The following is a 14,931-nucleotide window of genomic DNA, read 5'->3' as shown; positions in this document are numbered from 1 at the left end:
CAACATGGCTCAGCCGATCATCTCCAGCGTCGCCTGGAACGAAGGATGGCTCGGCTGCAACAACACGCCCCCGCTGCAAGCGGACGCAGGTTACACGCTGACCGATGTCGATATCCACGCGACCGGCGCCACGCCGCGCTATCAGCAAGTGAACCTGATGCTCGATTACTTGCTCTCCAGGCGGGCTGATGTCTATGCAATGGCCGCTTGCCTGAGCGGCAGCGGCGGCATCGAACAGCAATCGCCAGTCTTTGATCCGAATCGGGATGCGGCACAAGTTCTGAATCCAGCGCGCGTCGATGTCATAAAGAATGGGCTAAAGTTTTAGAGTCGCGGGCCGTTATCACGTCCTTGTACGACAAGATAACGGGGTCGCCGCTTTTGGGTGGCCTTCTTCTAACACGCACGACGGAAAACTTCATGCGCCTCCTGCTTGCCATTTTCTTGCCCTGGCTCCAGTTCTTCACGATCGGCCGGCCGTTCGCCGGGATCATTTGCTTGCTGCTGCAAATCACGCTTATCGGCTGGATTCCCGCTGCAATCTGGTCGGTCTACGCGCTCAGCGAATACAAGACCGACCGAAAAATCGCACGAGCGGTCGCCGGCCGGTAATCGAGCGAGGGTTCGCGGAGATTGGTCTGACGGGAATTGCGGCGGCGATTACCAATGCGGTTCACCCGGCGGCAGGCGTACGGGTCCGGTGGATGCCCGTCATGATCGAGGATTTGCTGAAGCGGAAGTAGCCGCACAGGCCTGCCGCACGCTATGGGGTCGGGCAATAAAGGTTCCCCCAGCGGATGTAATACTGAATTAATAACCGGGGCAACAAGAAACCGGGAATATTTTCGTATTCAGCTTCGATTCTTTTAAACCGAGTACCGGATTGGTGCAGGTTACCGTCGATATAAACCGGCCCGATCAACCGCCGAAATCACAAACATAAAGCAATCCGAGTCCCGTGCGTTCGCTACGAGACGGTCGGCACCAGAAAACAACATTTGGTTATGTAGGTGGTATTGAACTAGTTGTTTTTTTGGACTAGATTAACTTCGGCTCGCGTTTTCTACGAAAGTTGTTGCCAAACATTTTCAGTGCGAGCTTTGAGACCGCGAGCTTGCTTGCGGTCTCTCCCCATTACAGTGCTTTGACGGTATTTTTTCATTTCGTTAATCTCTGAATCTAGTTAGGTATACCAATCAAAAAAATTTGCAAAAGCTGGATTACCTGATATCGCGTAAATGGGCTGCAAGTGAAAAGTTTTCCCCGTGTCCCGGCGTGGAGAAAGAGATGAAGAAGAGTGCTCTTGGCGCAATCTCACTGGCGCTCCTTGGTATGGCAGGGGTAGCGCGGGCGCAGTCCAGCGCTACCCTGTATGGAACCATCGACGCAGGTGTCGGTTATGTTAAAACCAGCGAAGGCGCTCGATGGGGTCTTATAGATAGCACGTTGTCAGGGGACCGCTGGGGCTTGAAGGGTTCAGAAGATCTTGGCGGTGGCATCAAGGCAATCTTCGATCTGGAAAATGGCTTTGATATTGGCACTGGCCAGTTAGGCCAGGGTGGCCGGGAATTCGGGCGCCAGGCGTATGTCGGCTTATCGGGTGAAAGTTGGGGCACCCTGACTCTTGGCCGGCAATACGATCCGCTGGTTGACATGGTTCAACCCCTCACGGCTGACAATTATTTCGGGAGTATTTTTGCGACTCCCGGCGACGTGGACAATTACGACAATAGCTTGCGTGTGTCCAATGCCGTGAAGTATGTGTCTCCCAATTATTCAGGCTTGCAGTTCGAGGGACTGTACGCCTTCAGCGGTCTCGCCGGCCGCACGGGCCAGGGTTATACCTACAGCGGGGCCGTCACATACAACAATGGGCCACTCGGTATTGCCGCCGGTTATTTCCTTGCCACGAACCCAAGTCCTACGGCGGGCGCATTCCGTGACGGATGGGATCCGACCTCAACATCAGACGCAATCTTCGAGGGCGCAATCAATAGCGGCTACACGACGGCCAAATCACTGGGCATTACGCGTGCGGGAATCCAGTACGCACTGGGTCCTGTAACGGTCGGCGGTTCGTATAGCAACGCGCAATATAAAAACGACGGTGACTCGACTTTCGCGAGCACCGAGAAGTACAACATTGGCAATGCGTTCGTCAACTACCAGGCCACTCCGGCCATGTTGTTTGCCATAGGCTACTCGTATGAGAAGGCGAGCGGCAACACGTCGGCCACTTATAACCAGGCTAGCGTCGGCGCCGATTATTCGCTGTCGAAGCGCACTGATCTTTATGCGGTGGGCGCCTATCAGCATGCGAGCGGTACCCAACTCAACCCGGACGGCACGACCTCGGCAGCACAGGCTTCGATCGGCTCATATGGCTTCAATGGCACGGCGAGCCAAGAGATGTTCATCTTCGGCATGCGTCATAAGTTCTGAGGGCGCAGCGGCTTGCGCAGCATCGTCCGTGGCACGGCTCCGCATGGTTAGAAACGGTACCCGACGCCAGCGAGATAAACATCGCTATCCTTGTTGTAGCCGGTCAGGACACGGTTCCACGAGCCGCGCACGATCCAGTGTCTCGCGAATTGATAGCTCGCGGTCATGGTGACGAGCGCTGAGACCATATCCGCGGTGTTCGTGCCACCGGCGACACGGTATGTATCGAGGGCGACGTAGGGTCCTGCGCCTACTGCGAGCCGAAGCCTCTCATTGAAAAACGCGGCTGGCCCATAACTCGGTCGCCGCACCGTTACGCCGGGTGAGTGCAGTTGGTCCCTCATCCAGCCAGGTCAGGGTCGCGTCGACATAAGAGCCAAAGCCGTGGCGATACTCAATGCTCTTGGCGAACGCGCCCGGCGAATGCAGGCTGTTCACTTCGGTTTTTCCAACGAGAACGGTCAGCTCATCCCGACTGCCGGAGGCTTGCGCCAAGTAGTCTGGAATAGCCCCGGAATGATTGGTGCCCCCGAGTTGATACCCAATGCCGAACAGCGCGTTTGTCGTGGTGATGCTGCGGAATGTATTTATTCGGTTCACCCGAACTTGATAGAACCACGGCGTACGTGTGTACCACGTTGCGCTAAGGCTATAGATCAAGGCCCAGCCATGTACGTCGGCATAACGTTTGCCTTCGTCAGACGCTGTGGTATCGAAATAATTGAACGCGCCCACTCCGCCTGCCAATGCCAGCCGATCGTCAAACAACCAGAATCGCCGCCAGTACTGCAGCGCGAAACCATCCGGATGATGATCCGTGTAATGCCCCTCGTTTATCCACGAGTAGCTGAGCGCGTTGTATGCGTCCAGTGGTTGCAGATAGGTGAAACCCCACGAGTAGGTCGACTCGCTTGGCGCGTTCGCACGGCCCACGCCGCCATACACTGAGAGCTCCTGTGCTTGCGACGGCATCGCGCCTAGCAGGCCGAATGCGAGCAAGGCCGCTGACATGTAGCGGCTTAACGTGTTCTTCAGTTGCGTAGCTGTCAGTAAGCGGGTCATGCGCAAGGATGGCGCTGAGGCACATCGGGAAGTCGCCTAAGACGCGGATTCTAACGGCAAGATTTCCTTTTCGGCCCGCTTTGTCACGCTCGGTAATCAACCGGCAATCAATTGGTAATCAATCCAATTTTCTATTTCGAATCCCGCTGGCAACTGTTTGAAATGAAGCTTCGAAATGAACCGTTTTGTCGTGATTTCCGGATGCTCGGGCGGTGGCTAGTCTTCGCTGGTGGCCGAACCGGGTCGCCGCGGTCGTACCATCCTCGAAGAACCTGGCCGCCGGATTGCTGCGTTTTTACGTTGTGTTATTGCAATGGCTGAGGCTGATGTGACAGCCACGGGTTGAGTGAACGATTATTTAGGAATCCAATGCAGATGAGGACCGCCCGAGCCGGCGTCACACAGAGCGCTGCTGGAGCGTAACACCGCAGGCCTCACGGCCAGCACCCGCAGACGAACACCGCCCGTGCACAATTCAATGGTTGATGGTCTCGAGAGCCAGTCCCTTGGTTGAGGGTCCGAGCAGGATCATGCAGATCGCCACCAGCATCGACATTCCGACGAAGACAGCCACACCCGGCACGCCGTACCCATGCAGCAGAATGCCGATCGCCAGCCCGGCGAAGGCCGCGGAGATCCGGCTCCAGGAATAGACAAAGCCAATCGCGCGCGCTCGCACGCGGGTCGGATATAGCTCCGCCTGATAGCCGTGGTACGCATAGGACATGATGTTCGCGGCCAGTGTGAACAGGACGCCGAGCCCGATCAGGATCGATGGCGTGGAGACCTGGGAAAATATCGCGATGACTATGGCCATCGTGAGCAGTCCACCGCAGATCTGGGTTTTCCGTTCGAGCCTGTCGGCGAACAACATACCCAGCAGCGGGCCAAAAGGGTTTGCAATCGCAATGACAAATGCATAGCCCAGGCTTGCTGTGACATGAATGCCGCGATGGATCAGAAGTGTCGGCACCCAGGCGGCGAAGCCATAAAAGCCAATCACTTGCGCCATGTTGAAGATCGACAGAATGATGGTCCGGCGCCGATAACCCGGTGCGAAAATTTCCTTGAGCGAGCCGCGTCCTTCTTTCTCCGGGGCGACCGTGAGTGGCGGCGGCAAGCTGATGCCTTTCTCCGCGACGACCCGGCGCTCGATATCCGCGACTATTTTCTCAGCCTCATCGATCCGGCCGTGACGCGCGAGCCAACGCGGGCTTTCCGGAATATGCCGACGCAAGATCCAGACAACCACGGCGCCCACAGACCCGATCAGGATGACTACCCGCCAATAGTCGAGGCCGAACGGCCGCGTCCCGTTCAATGCATACGCGAGAAACGCGACCACCGGCACGACTGCAAAGGTGATGAACTGGTTCATGGCGTACGCGCGGCCACGCTCCTGGCTGGGGATCAGCTCGGAGATATACGTGTCGATGGTTACCAGCTCGACGCCGATGCCAATACCCGCGATAAAGCGCCAGATATCGAGCGCGAATCCGGAGGTCTGGAAGGCCATGATCACCGTGCAGACCATGTACCAGACCAGTGACCAGGTGAAGATCAGGCGCCGGCCAAACCGGTCCGCCACATAACCCAGCACGAGGGTACCGACCCACAGCCCCGCAAACGTGGCAAAGACAAAGGTGCCGAAACCCGCCACCGCAAGCGGTTGAAGGGCAGCAAAGAGGCCTAGCGACTCTGGTTTGAAAAGCCCGGACTGGATCATGCCGGGCGCGACGTAGCCTGTGAAGAACAGGTCATAGAACTCGAACACACCGCCAAGCGAGATCAGGATCACCATGGTCCAGACCGTGCGCGAGGGTGGCAACCGATCAAGCCGTGCCGCAATTTCAGCTGCTTTCTCGCTGGACATCTACGCCTCTTATTTTTGAAAGAACTGTAAAGCCTGTCACCACGTCCCCCGTGGTTTCTTGTCACGCTAACCAGGCAAGATCATGGCGGCGCGGAAGGAGGCATTGCAAAATCACAAGGATGCCAGGAGCGCTGTTCGTGCTCTTCATTCACGCGACGATTGAAGATCCTTGAATTTGCCTTCATCGACGAACCGAAGGACATACACCTTCAATATTCTCTGAGCCGCGCATGGGTGCCTCGGTCCTTCTGCAATCTCGCACATCATCGCGATGTTCAGCAATGCGGGCGAACACCAACGCATCCTTAGCGATTGATGCGAGATCAATCGCCGCTTGCACAGCCGTGTGAGGTGAATAGGCGAGGGTGGTGGCTCGGGTAGTATCCGGCCCGATAGAGCGCCAAGACCGCACGCGAGTCGCGATAACACGCGGCTGCCTCAGGGCTTCCACGCTTGTCAGATCACTCATGTGCGAGCATGATCTAGCGTGAATTTGTCCTTTTCCCAGGCCTTGCAGGCAGGGACGAGTGGGCAAGCCGGCTGCTTGCAGCTACGGGCCGGATTGAGTGCTCTCGCTTGGGTGAAGTGAGTCCTGGTGAGTCCTAGCGAGCCCACGCAGCCCTCGCTCAGTCAGGCCATATCGACAGGAGATAATCAAATGAATGTTTCGATCTCGCGACGAGCTCTCATGGTTTTCATCGGCCTCGCGTGTGCGGGGGCGATGACCCTGGCACAAGCAGCGCCGGTCTCGTTCACCGTGCCGCTCACCGGCGCGGAACAGGTGCCTCCTGTCCAGACCTCGGGTAGCGGCACGGCCAACATCTCCTACGATCCCAGCACCCGGGTCGTCACCTGGACGGTCACCTTCAGCGGCTTGTCCGGCGACGCCACCATGGCGCACTTCCATGGTCCCGCCGCGTCCGGCAAAAACGCGCCCGTGAAAGTCTGGCTGTCAGAGAAAGGCGCTGCGGTCACGAGTCCCTTCAACGGTAGCGCCACGCTGTCGCCGGCGGACGCGCAAGAGTTTCTCGCGGGTCAGATGTACGTCAACGTGCATACGAAGGATCATCCGGCCGGCGAAATCCGCGGTCAGGTAGTGCCGCCGAAGTAATTGACACGGCGCTCAGAGATACGTGGCGAGCAGCGTCACCAGGGTGGCGCTGATGACCAGCAAAAGCAGCGCAAGCATGACGGACGCTTGCCGGGGCGCGCGAATGCGCTCCGGCAAGCGCTTACGTCCAGTGAGCATGGGGCGCAGCAGATTGTGTCCCTTAGCCGCCGCATAGACGGCGATAGCCAGCACATGCAGCGCCACCGCCGCCAGTAATGCGTCCCACAGGATCGTGTGCAGCGCGGTGATCGCGTTGGCTATCGCTGCGGGAACCCATTGGGTCAACGGCCCGTCGTCCGCAACGTCGTTGTTGACGTAAAGCCCGCTCAGCGTCTCGCCCAGCAGCAAAGCCAGCAGCAGCAACACCATCCATCCGCCCGCCGAATTGTGCCCCACCTGCAGGTCGGCTTCGTGGCGGAAGAGGTGACGCAGATGCTGCCATGCAGCGGCGGGCGCCCTCAGGAAACTATGAAACCGCGCGGTCTCGCTGCCGAAGAATCCCCACAGCAAGCGGAACAGCACCAGTGCCAGCAGCGCTTCGCCAATCCGGACGTGCCAGTCCATCCAGTTCAGCTTCGAGGTGGCATAGGCGGCGGCCACCAGCACGACTACCAGCCAGTGAAACAACCTTGTCGGCCCGTCCCAGACAAGCACCGGGCGAGAGGGCTGGGTCGGCGGGTCGACGGGTTCATCAGCATCCATATTGGCTGTGCGGGCTACCTTCTGGAAGAAAGCCCCGGCACCTCAAAGCGAACGCCGCTCAACGCAGCGCCCCGTCGGTTTCATGTGCGGGACCGCTCGCCACGTGCGGCTGCGTGAGCGCACTGACGACCACGAGCACAATGATATTCAACGCCAGCGCGAGGAGGCCGATATTGACGTCCTTGGCCGCGTCGGGGAGGAATGGAAACATCTGTCCGATGCTCAGGTGCATCGTCGTGGTCACGACGACAACGGCCACGCCCGCGATGATCCCGCCCATGGCCCCCTGTTTTGTCGCGCGTTTTTTCTGCATCAGGCTCGCTATTAACGCCGGAAAGAGCTGCGTCACGAAGCTATAGCCCATCAGCAGCAACGCGACGATCGTGTTGCCGCCCTGCAGCGTGAACCAGATGGCGACGAGTGCCACGACCGGCACGAGCCAGCGCGCGAGCCGGCCGATAAACGCATCGGAAGCCTGACGGTTCATCGCTCCTCGATATACGTCGTTTGCAAGCAGCGTAGACGCCGAGGTCAGGATCATGGAGCCAGGGACGAGCGCGGTCAGCACGCCGGCTGCGCCGATCACACCGACGATCCAGGGATCGAAACTCTGGATGGACAGACGGAACAATGACAGGTCGATGTCACCGCCTTTGAGGCCCGGCACCTTGAGCGTGGCAGCGAATCCCACGAAGAACACGAATAGCAGGATCAATTGGTAGACCGGCAGGATGATCGCGTTGCGCCGGAAGATCCGTTCATCGCGAGCCGTATACACCGAACCGAAAGTATGCGGCCACATGAAGAAGCCGAGCGCCGTCAGCAGCACCGTGGACTGGAACCACGACACGCTCGACCCCTTCGCCGGGAAGGTGAGGAAGCCGGGCTTCGCGGCATCGATTGCATGGAACATCGGGCCGATGCCGCCGTAGAGGTGATAGGGCAGGTAGATGCCCAGCGCCAGCACGACGCTCAGGATCAGGACGTCCTTCACCACGGAATTCCACGCCGAGCCCCGTACGCCCGACAAAATGACGTAAGCGGTGACGACCAGAGCGCCGATCCAGACGGCAATGGTCGGCGATATCACGCCATACGACGCCGTTGCCACGATGATGCCGAGTCCCTTGAGCTGCAAGACGAGATAGGGGATCAGCGCGACCACACCGACTACCGCGACCAGGACGCCGAGCGCGGGGCTGTCGTATTTACGGGCGAAGTAATGGGGTTGGGAGACGAGCCGGTGTTTTTTTGCATAGCGCCAGATTGGCGGCAGCATCCAGTACGAGAGGATGTAGGCGAGGGTCCCGTAGGCGAGAATGTAGTAGACCGGCGCGCCCTTGCCATAGGCGAAGCCGCTGCCGCCCAGGAACGTGAAGGTCGTGTAGATTTCCCCGGCCATCAGGAGGAAGACGAACGCCGTGCCGAAGCTGCGGCCGCCGACGGTCCATTGCTCGAGATTCATGTCATGACCACGCCGCGCACGCACGCCCAGATAAAGCGCCAGCACGGTCACCGCAATGATGATGAGAAGAGCGCTGCTCATGTGCGGGCCTCCCCGGCTTCGTTGACGGCCTGGCGATTGGCCGGATCCAGCCGGTAGATGATGCCCATGATGATCGCGCTCAGCACGATCCAGATCACGATCCACGCGAGCACGAACGGCATGCCGAGGACGAGGGGTTCAACCTGATTGACGAAAGGAATGCCGATGAGAATGCCGATGAACGGCAGTGCAGCCAAAATTCGAAAAAACATGACGAATAACCCCCTAAGCTGCGTAGCTTTTGTCGCGGACCTGCTTTTGTCACGCTGACTGTATGCTTTATTCGTCGATTCGCAAAGCCGATCAAAAAAACACAGGACTCTTGAAAGGGCCGCGCGTCGATCGCTCAACTTCATGGCGAGCGAGGTGGGCTGGCGTTTTCCGCTGAGGTCAAGTCTGCGCGACATTGAAAAATTGCTGATCGAGATCGGGGTGACTACTTAGATGTCGCGGCAACGCGAAGTTTTTTCACGCGCTGGTGGGCGAACTGGAAAAATTTGCTTGAATGTCGCTAGAGGTCATCGAGCGTGACAACCGTGCCGGGAGTGTTGAGCGGGTCACGCAGAGAGATAGGTCGTGTCGGCATGGATGCGGCATCGGTCGAAACCCTGTGCGGCCCCTTCGCTCAGCGAGTCGAACTCAGCGTTGCCGCCTTCTCTTGGTTTCGCTTGGCCACTCATTGAACCGCGCAAAATAATAGGAGGAGACGCGCCCGAGATGTCCGAATCCGAACGCAAGTGCGGTATCCGTGACGCTCGCTGTGGAGGTGATCAGCAGAAGTGCCCGGGCCATAACCATGAAGAGTGAAATGAGTCAGCACGAAACCGGGCGCCGAGTCGTGTGTACCCGGCGACGGGCCAAATCTCCGATGTCTAAAAACTAATACTTAGCAGTGGAGACTGTTTTACGGAAGATGCATAGGCCCCTCTAAGTCATCCGTTGCTATAACGAATTTCCCTGACAAGACTGGATTTTTACCCAGTCATTAAACTTTCCCGCGCATACGCCGTTAATAGATTGAGGATCACCTTCGGGCTCGATGTGATCGGTGCTTTGAGCAAGGAACGTTGCCCCCGGCTCGCGTCGATTATTGAGTGTGTCGTCGTGTTTTCAGTAATTCGCTTGCAATACTGAAAGAAAGGCGCGTTGGCAAACACCACCTTGGCAGCACAGTTGTTTTGCAGGCGCGACGACGCCGAAGCATCGGCCCCGCAACACGCTGTAGGAGGGGCGCGCTAAAAATACTAAAAGACAGACGCGGACCATCGCCTCGCCGGTTGAATGAACGGGTCGAAATCGCTCTTCACGAGATTCGGCGACCGCCACGCGATGTGCGGAATCCGCCGCAGCGAGGAGAGGCGGCTGCAAGCGTCAGCTTGAACAGGAACGAACCGCCGCCATGCAGAACCGGAGCAGGGATCATGCGCCTCATAACAAAAAACCTGGATAGCACGGGCAGTCGCATCGAATTGACAGCGCAGAGTGGTGTGAGCGCGCAGATCATCCGCCTGCGTCGGCTGGGTGAGAACGTGCACCCAGCGCTTCGGCGTCTGCTCGAAGCCTATGTCCTGTTCCCGCTATTTGCCGCGATGCTCCTCGTTCTCGCGTGGACGGCGGTCATTCATCTAGTCACTGTCGAACACGCCGTTGCCCGGGATGCTGCGGCGGAATTGAGTCGCGAACTCGCCGATACCTATGAAGCGCAGATGGTGCGCAATCTCGTCGCGATAGACCAGGCGCTCAAGACGGTCAAGTATGTGTACGAGCGGCGGGGCGGCGTGCGGTTGTCAGAGTTGCAGGACCAGGGCTTGCTGCCCTTCGCGGTCGTGTTCAAGGTAGCGATCGCCGGCAGCGATGGCCGTTTGCGCGACGCGACCCGGGTGCAGGCGCCCGCGACCGTGGTGGACCAGCCGTATTTCACCGTGCAGCGCGATCGCACCAACGACAGTCCGGCCCCGTTCATCAGCGCGGTTACCCGCAACGCCACGACTGGCGTTCCGGAAATTATCTTCAGCCGGCGATTGAGAAACGCAGCCGGAGAATTTGCGGGGATCGTGATGATCTCTGTGAACCCCGGCTATTTCACGAGCAGCTACGACCACCTGCGCATGGGCAGCGAAGGCGTATTGGCGCTGCTCGGTACAGACGGAGTCATGCGTGCCGAGCAAGTGGGCGAACGGTCCTCGTGGGGTGCGGTTCTCTCGAGGACGGCCATGCGGGCCGCCGAAGCATTGTCAGACCTGCCCGCCGTGCAGCCGTGGGATCACGGCGTGCGCCGCTATACGAACCTGCGCGAGTTGCAGGGTTTCCCGCTCATCGCGATAGTCGGTCTCGGTCAGGAAGAACAACTCGCCCAGTTCCGAAGTCACCGGCGCGCGTATCTGCTATGGGCAAGCTTCGGCAGTGTGGCCCTGGTCCTGCTCGCAGCAGCACTTAGCCGCTCGAGCTGGCAGCTCGCGGTAAGCCGGCAGCGAGCCCGGCGGGCACAGCAGACCTATTACGCTGCATCGGAAGCCAGTCTCGACGCCTTTTTTGTACTTCGCAGCGAACTTGATGCGAACGGCAAAATTATCGGCTTCGTTGTGCAAGCTACGAACCGGCGCGGTTTCGACTTGTCCGGGCTGCCACGGGACTGCTTGATCGGCCGCTCACTGGACGTCGCGTTTCCTCATTTTCGCACCGACGGCATGTTCGATGAGTTTGCAAACGTTGCGAGGACGGGCGTGGGCGAGGAGCACGAATGGGTCCACGAGCGACCGGACGCCTCGTCGATATGGTTGCATCGGCAGGTCGTCCGTGTGGAAGATGGCGTGGTAGTGATGATGCGCGACATCAGTTCCCGGAAACTCGCGGAAGTCCGGCGCGCGGAGCAGAATCGGGTGCTGGAAATGATCGCCACCAGCACGCCGCTGGCAGAAGTGCTGTCCTCCATGATCCGGCTCCTCGAGTCGCAGATCACAGGGGCGGTGTGTGCCGCCTTGCTGTGTGATGACGACGGCCGGCACCTGAAACTGGGTGCTGCGCCGAGCTTGCCCGAACGCTATGCCAAACAGATACGCGGTTCGTTGATTGGCCCGGATGCGGGACCGAGTGGTCGCGCGGTCCATTGGCGCCAGCCCGTCCTGGTGCCGGACATAAGGCAGGATGCGCAGCTTGGTGTCCAGATGGAAAACTGCGGCGTGCATGGCTATGGCGCATGCTGGGCGCAGCCTATTCTGTCGCATGACGGCAGCGCGCTAGGTGTACTTACGCTGTTCGTACGGCATCCTCATGAACCGACCTCGAACGAGGCGCAGGCCATCGCGATGGCGACGCGCATTTCCGGCATCGCGATCGAGCGCAGCCAGGCCGAGCAACGCATCCGCCACATGGCGAATCACGACGCACTAACAGGCCTCCCCAATCGTACCTTGCTCTCTGATCGACTGAATCAGGTCTTGCTGCACGCGCAACGTTACCAGCGTGGCGTGACCGTGGTGTTCGTCGATCTCGACAATTTCAAGCTGATCAACGACAGCCTCGGTCATCGCGCCGGTGATAGCCTCTTGAAGATCGTGGCTGAGCGCATGGTGCGGTGCGTGCGGCGCACCGATACCGTGGTGCGGCTCGGTGGCGACGAGTTTGTGGTCGTTCTGTTTGATCAGGCACCGGAGAGAGGAGGGATCACGCAGACCATTGAAAAGATTCGCGATGCAATTCGCGAGCCGGTCGAGCTGAACGATCAGAATTTTCAGGTGACGTGCAGCATGGGGCTCGCGAGCTATCCAAACGACGGCGTTGACGCCGAGACGCTGCTGATGAACGCTGACGCTGCGATGTATCGCGCTAAAGAGATGGGCCGCAACAACTATCAGTTGTACACGTCCGAGATAAACATCAAGGTGCACGAGAAACTGCGACTTCAGGAACAGTTGCGGCACGCGCTCGCGAACGAGGAATTTCGTTTGGTGTATCAGCCGCAGGTCGATTTGCAAACCGAGAAGATCTTTGGGGTGGAAGCGCTGTTACGCTGGGATCACCCGACAGAAGGGCTGGTTTCCCCAACCACGTTCATTCCGCTTGCGGAGGAAACGGGATTGATTGTGCCGATCGGCGACTGGGTGCTACATACCGCCTGTCACCAGAACAAGGCCTGGCAGGATGCGGGGATCGCGCCGATGACCATTTCTGTCAACGTCTCGGCACGGCAGTTCCTGCAGAAGGAATGGGTGGCACGGGTAGCGCATGCGCTGGCCGTGAGCGGGCTCGACGCACAGTATCTCGAGCTCGAGCTCACAGAGAGTCTCATCATGCAGGATCTCGATGGGGCCATCGCGATCATGACGCAGTTGCAGGCCATGGGCGTGCGCCTGTCCATAGACGACTTCGGCACTGGCTATTCCAGCTTGAGCGCGTTGAAACACTTCCCGATCGTGCGCCTCAAAATAGACCAGTCGTTTGTGCGCGAACTACCTGACGGCGAGGATAATCGCGCCATCGCACGGGCCGTTATCTCGCTCGGACGGCAATTGAATCTAAAGGTCATTGCCGAAGGTGTCGAAACGGAGCAGCAACTTGATTTCCTGCGTGACAACGACTGTCACGAAATCCAGGGTTACCACTACAGCAAGCCGGTTACGCCGAGCGAGCTGGAGCAATTGCTAAGGGAACCTTTCGCTTGGCCCTCGGAGGGGGCCGACGAATACGCGCTCGTCAGCAGTTAGAGCGACGTGTCAATGGCACGGCTTCCATGTCGAAGCGCTCGGTGCCCCAACTAGACTGACGACTTCCCGATTCACACCGGCGACGGCGCGTTGTCTTTTAACAGCGCCTCCAGCGCTTCCATTGCAATCGGCTTGACGATGCATCCATCGAAATCCGACATGGAACTGCTTCCCTTTAAATCAGCATGTCCTGTCAGAGCAACAATACGAGTCTTTTGCGCGCGCCCATTAGTACGAAGTTCGAAGCATACGTCGCGGCCGTCGCTGTCGGGAAGGCTTATATCCATCAGGATGAGGTCGAAGGTTTCTTCGGAACAACGTTGCAGCGCGCTAACGCCGTCGTGCGCTACACAAACGCGATGTCCCAGTCCCTCGGCGATGTCGGCGAGCATGTCCGCACACGCTACGTGGTCGTCGACAATTAAAACATTCATGTTGTCCTCCTTGTCGGCTCGAGCGTGAGCGACGTCAAACCCGTGTTTGCGCTAGCCAGTAGATTGAACAGGTTGATTGCTCGTGAAAATGCGCTTCGGCGATAACCGGCTTTCGCCAAACGCAGACTCAAACCGTGGTATCAATCCAGATGCGACCCCAACGAGTAGCATAATTCACGGCTTGCTCGTGGTCGAAGAAGTAGTCGAGCGCAGGGAAGGAGCGCGGCGCATGGCCCGGCTGTTGGACAACAAGGTCCGCCGCAAGTAAGTCGCCATGAACCGGACATGAACTTGCTGTAAGCAGAAAACCGCGATGGGAGGTGGTAGATGACTCTGTCATGAATGCTGGCTCTCAGGTTACCGCCTTCGTCTATGCGAAGGTGTTTGCAATAATGCCGTCGAGTATCTCAATGCACTATTACGTCAGTGCGACACGTCAACGTTTAAAACTCAACGTTTAAAACTGAAAGGCAACCGCATTTTAGAGGTCGCGCTCTAACTCCGACACCCGTATTAACGCTTAATTATCAGACGAATAGGTAGTGCGCAGCGCAGTCTTGCAGATCACTACAGCTACGTCGGAATGGTATGGTCTGACGAATCTATGGGGCGCCTTTACGGAGACCGATTCGGAGCCGAATTTCAGCCGAAGGCGCCCGACTCGTTTCGCAGGGCACGCGTCCAATGTAGTCTACACATTGCTCCATCTCTCTCAAGGCTGAGCGGTGACGTCCGCAATCCGCCTCAACAAATCTCAGGTCGCGGGCAAGAGAGAAATGGCTTGCTGGAGAAGCGCGTGAGAAGCTGCGAACTCATTGCGTCCTGCCATCGTGAGTGCGGCTTGCGCAGTTTGCATAAAGAGCTCGTCGTTGCGAGTGACTGACGGCTGCAAACCAGGATTGGATTGGTTGTATCGGCGAAAGACCGAGAGCAACTTGAACGCGTCGAGCTGCCATTCCTGTGGACCCTTCCTGGTCAAAATATCCGCGGCTGCACTTAGCTGCTGGATGGCGGCAAAGAAATCCGAGTGTTTCATGAACGTTCAGCCTTGCACGCGA

At 58.3% G+C, this 14,931-nt stretch carries 13 protein-coding genes; 5 read left to right on the top strand and 8 right to left on the bottom strand.

Annotated features, from left to right (window positions below):
• Positions 1-4 precede the first annotated feature (4 nt).
• From FH08_RS0122610 to FH08_RS0122600, 3 genes are all read left to right on the top strand, one after another.
• A complete protein-coding gene (locus FH08_RS0122610; RefSeq protein ID WP_031360536.1) occupies positions 5-328 on the top strand; it encodes a hypothetical protein in 324 nt (107 codons plus the stop codon).
• Positions 329-420: 92 nt separating this feature from the next.
• Positions 421-612, top strand: coding sequence for a YqaE/Pmp3 family membrane protein (locus FH08_RS0122605; protein ID WP_031360535.1), 192 nt, complete (start codon positions 421-423; stop codon positions 610-612).
• Between the two features lie 675 nt (positions 613-1,287).
• On the top strand, positions 1,288-2,442 hold the full coding sequence (locus tag FH08_RS0122600) for a porin (protein ID WP_031360534.1): 1,155 nt from the start codon (positions 1,288-1,290) through the stop codon (positions 2,440-2,442).
• Positions 2,443-2,489: 47 nt separating this feature from the next.
• Here FH08_RS0122600 and FH08_RS52625 read toward each other — a convergent pair whose 3' ends face one another.
• The 3 genes from FH08_RS52625 to FH08_RS0122590 form a co-directional block, all read right to left on the bottom strand.
• Positions 2,490-2,630, bottom strand: a complete 141-nt coding sequence (locus FH08_RS52625) for a hypothetical protein (protein ID WP_160172496.1) — start codon at positions 2,628-2,630, stop codon at positions 2,490-2,492.
• Between the two features lie 82 nt (positions 2,631-2,712).
• Positions 2,713-3,504 (bottom strand): hypothetical protein, encoded by a 792-nt coding sequence (locus FH08_RS48555; protein WP_051888449.1) that lies wholly within the window; start codon positions 3,502-3,504, stop codon positions 2,713-2,715.
• 475 nt (positions 3,505-3,979) lie between these two features.
• The gene (locus FH08_RS0122590; RefSeq protein WP_031360533.1) at positions 3,980-5,305 is read right to left on the bottom strand and encodes an MFS transporter; all 1,326 of its coding nucleotides are present in this window, start codon (positions 5,303-5,305) and stop codon (positions 3,980-3,982) included.
• Positions 5,306-6,035: 730 nt separating this feature from the next.
• On the opposite strand from FH08_RS0122590, the gene FH08_RS0122580 reads away from it, so the two are divergent.
• Positions 6,036-6,488: a CHRD domain-containing protein gene (locus FH08_RS0122580; protein ID WP_031360532.1), complete on the top strand. Its 453-nt coding sequence runs from the start codon at positions 6,036-6,038 to the stop codon at positions 6,486-6,488.
• Between the two features lie 12 nt (positions 6,489-6,500).
• Here FH08_RS0122580 and FH08_RS0122575 read toward each other — a convergent pair whose 3' ends face one another.
• From FH08_RS0122575 to FH08_RS0122565, 3 genes are read right to left on the bottom strand one after another with little or no spacing between them, the layout of a single operon-like run.
• Positions 6,501-7,190 (bottom strand): cytochrome b/b6 domain-containing protein, encoded by a 690-nt coding sequence (locus FH08_RS0122575; RefSeq protein ID WP_031360531.1) that lies wholly within the window; start codon positions 7,188-7,190, stop codon positions 6,501-6,503.
• 58 nt (positions 7,191-7,248) lie between these two features.
• Positions 7,249-8,736, bottom strand: coding sequence for a sodium:solute symporter family protein (locus tag FH08_RS0122570; RefSeq protein ID WP_035566934.1), 1,488 nt, complete (start codon positions 8,734-8,736; stop codon positions 7,249-7,251).
• Positions 8,733-8,948 (bottom strand): DUF3311 domain-containing protein, encoded by a 216-nt coding sequence (locus FH08_RS0122565; protein ID WP_031360529.1) that lies wholly within the window; start codon positions 8,946-8,948, stop codon positions 8,733-8,735. Before FH08_RS0122565 ends, FH08_RS0122570 begins: the two co-directional genes overlap by 4 nt.
• Before the next feature lie 1,209 nt (positions 8,949-10,157).
• On the opposite strand from FH08_RS0122565, the gene FH08_RS49590 reads away from it, so the two are divergent.
• Positions 10,158-13,439, top strand: coding sequence for an EAL domain-containing protein (locus tag FH08_RS49590; protein WP_051888448.1), 3,282 nt, complete (start codon positions 10,158-10,160; stop codon positions 13,437-13,439).
• 71 nt (positions 13,440-13,510) lie between these two features.
• Here the strand turns inward: FH08_RS49590 and FH08_RS50550 are convergent, their stop codons facing one another.
• Both FH08_RS50550 and FH08_RS0122535 read right to left on the bottom strand, forming a co-directional pair.
• Complete coding sequence (locus FH08_RS50550) at positions 13,511-13,873, bottom strand: response regulator (RefSeq protein WP_075583366.1); 363 nt, start codon at positions 13,871-13,873, stop codon at positions 13,511-13,513.
• A gap of 754 nt (positions 13,874-14,627) precedes the next feature.
• Positions 14,628-14,909 (bottom strand): hypothetical protein, encoded by a 282-nt coding sequence (locus tag FH08_RS0122535; protein WP_031360525.1) that lies wholly within the window; start codon positions 14,907-14,909, stop codon positions 14,628-14,630.
• Positions 14,910-14,931: the final 22 nt, after the last annotated feature.

It is taken from the genome of Caballeronia sordidicola (assembly GCF_000729995.1).
Taxonomy (GTDB): Bacteria; Pseudomonadota; Gammaproteobacteria; order Burkholderiales; family Burkholderiaceae; genus Caballeronia; species Caballeronia sordidicola_A.
This window is presented reverse-complemented; position numbering and strand designations above follow the sequence as displayed.

What these genes read in the sequence shown, in the direction of transcription:
- FH08_RS0122610 (WP_031360536.1), top strand. Translation starts at nt 5, where the DNA reads ATGGCTCAGCCGATCATCTCCAGCGTCGCCTGGAACGAAGGATGGCTC.
- FH08_RS0122605 (WP_031360535.1), top strand. Translation starts at nt 421, where the DNA reads ATGCGCCTCCTGCTTGCCATTTTCTTGCCCTGGCTCCAGTTCTTCACG.
- FH08_RS0122600 (WP_031360534.1), top strand. Translation starts at nt 1,288, where the DNA reads ATGAAGAAGAGTGCTCTTGGCGCAATCTCACTGGCGCTCCTTGGTATG.
- FH08_RS52625 (WP_160172496.1), bottom strand. Translation starts at nt 2,630, where the DNA reads ATGGTCTCAGCGCTCGTCACCATGACCGCGAGCTATCAATTCGCGAGA.
- FH08_RS48555 (WP_051888449.1), bottom strand. Translation starts at nt 3,504, where the DNA reads ATGACCCGCTTACTGACAGCTACGCAACTGAAGAACACGTTAAGCCGC.
- FH08_RS0122590 (WP_031360533.1), bottom strand. Translation starts at nt 5,305, where the DNA reads ATGGTGATCCTGATCTCGCTTGGCGGTGTGTTCGAGTTCTATGACCTG.
- FH08_RS0122580 (WP_031360532.1), top strand. Translation starts at nt 6,036, where the DNA reads ATGAATGTTTCGATCTCGCGACGAGCTCTCATGGTTTTCATCGGCCTC.
- FH08_RS0122575 (WP_031360531.1), bottom strand. Translation starts at nt 7,190, where the DNA reads ATGGATGCTGATGAACCCGTCGACCCGCCGACCCAGCCCTCTCGCCCG.
- FH08_RS0122570 (WP_035566934.1), bottom strand. Translation starts at nt 8,736, where the DNA reads ATGAGCAGCGCTCTTCTCATCATCATTGCGGTGACCGTGCTGGCGCTT.
- FH08_RS0122565 (WP_031360529.1), bottom strand. Translation starts at nt 8,948, where the DNA reads ATGTTTTTTCGAATTTTGGCTGCACTGCCGTTCATCGGCATTCTCATC.
- FH08_RS49590 (WP_051888448.1), top strand. Translation starts at nt 10,158, where the DNA reads ATGCGCCTCATAACAAAAAACCTGGATAGCACGGGCAGTCGCATCGAA.
- FH08_RS50550 (WP_075583366.1), bottom strand. Translation starts at nt 13,873, where the DNA reads ATGAATGTTTTAATTGTCGACGACCACGTAGCGTGTGCGGACATGCTC.
- FH08_RS0122535 (WP_031360525.1), bottom strand. Translation starts at nt 14,909, where the DNA reads ATGAAACACTCGGATTTCTTTGCCGCCATCCAGCAGCTAAGTGCAGCC.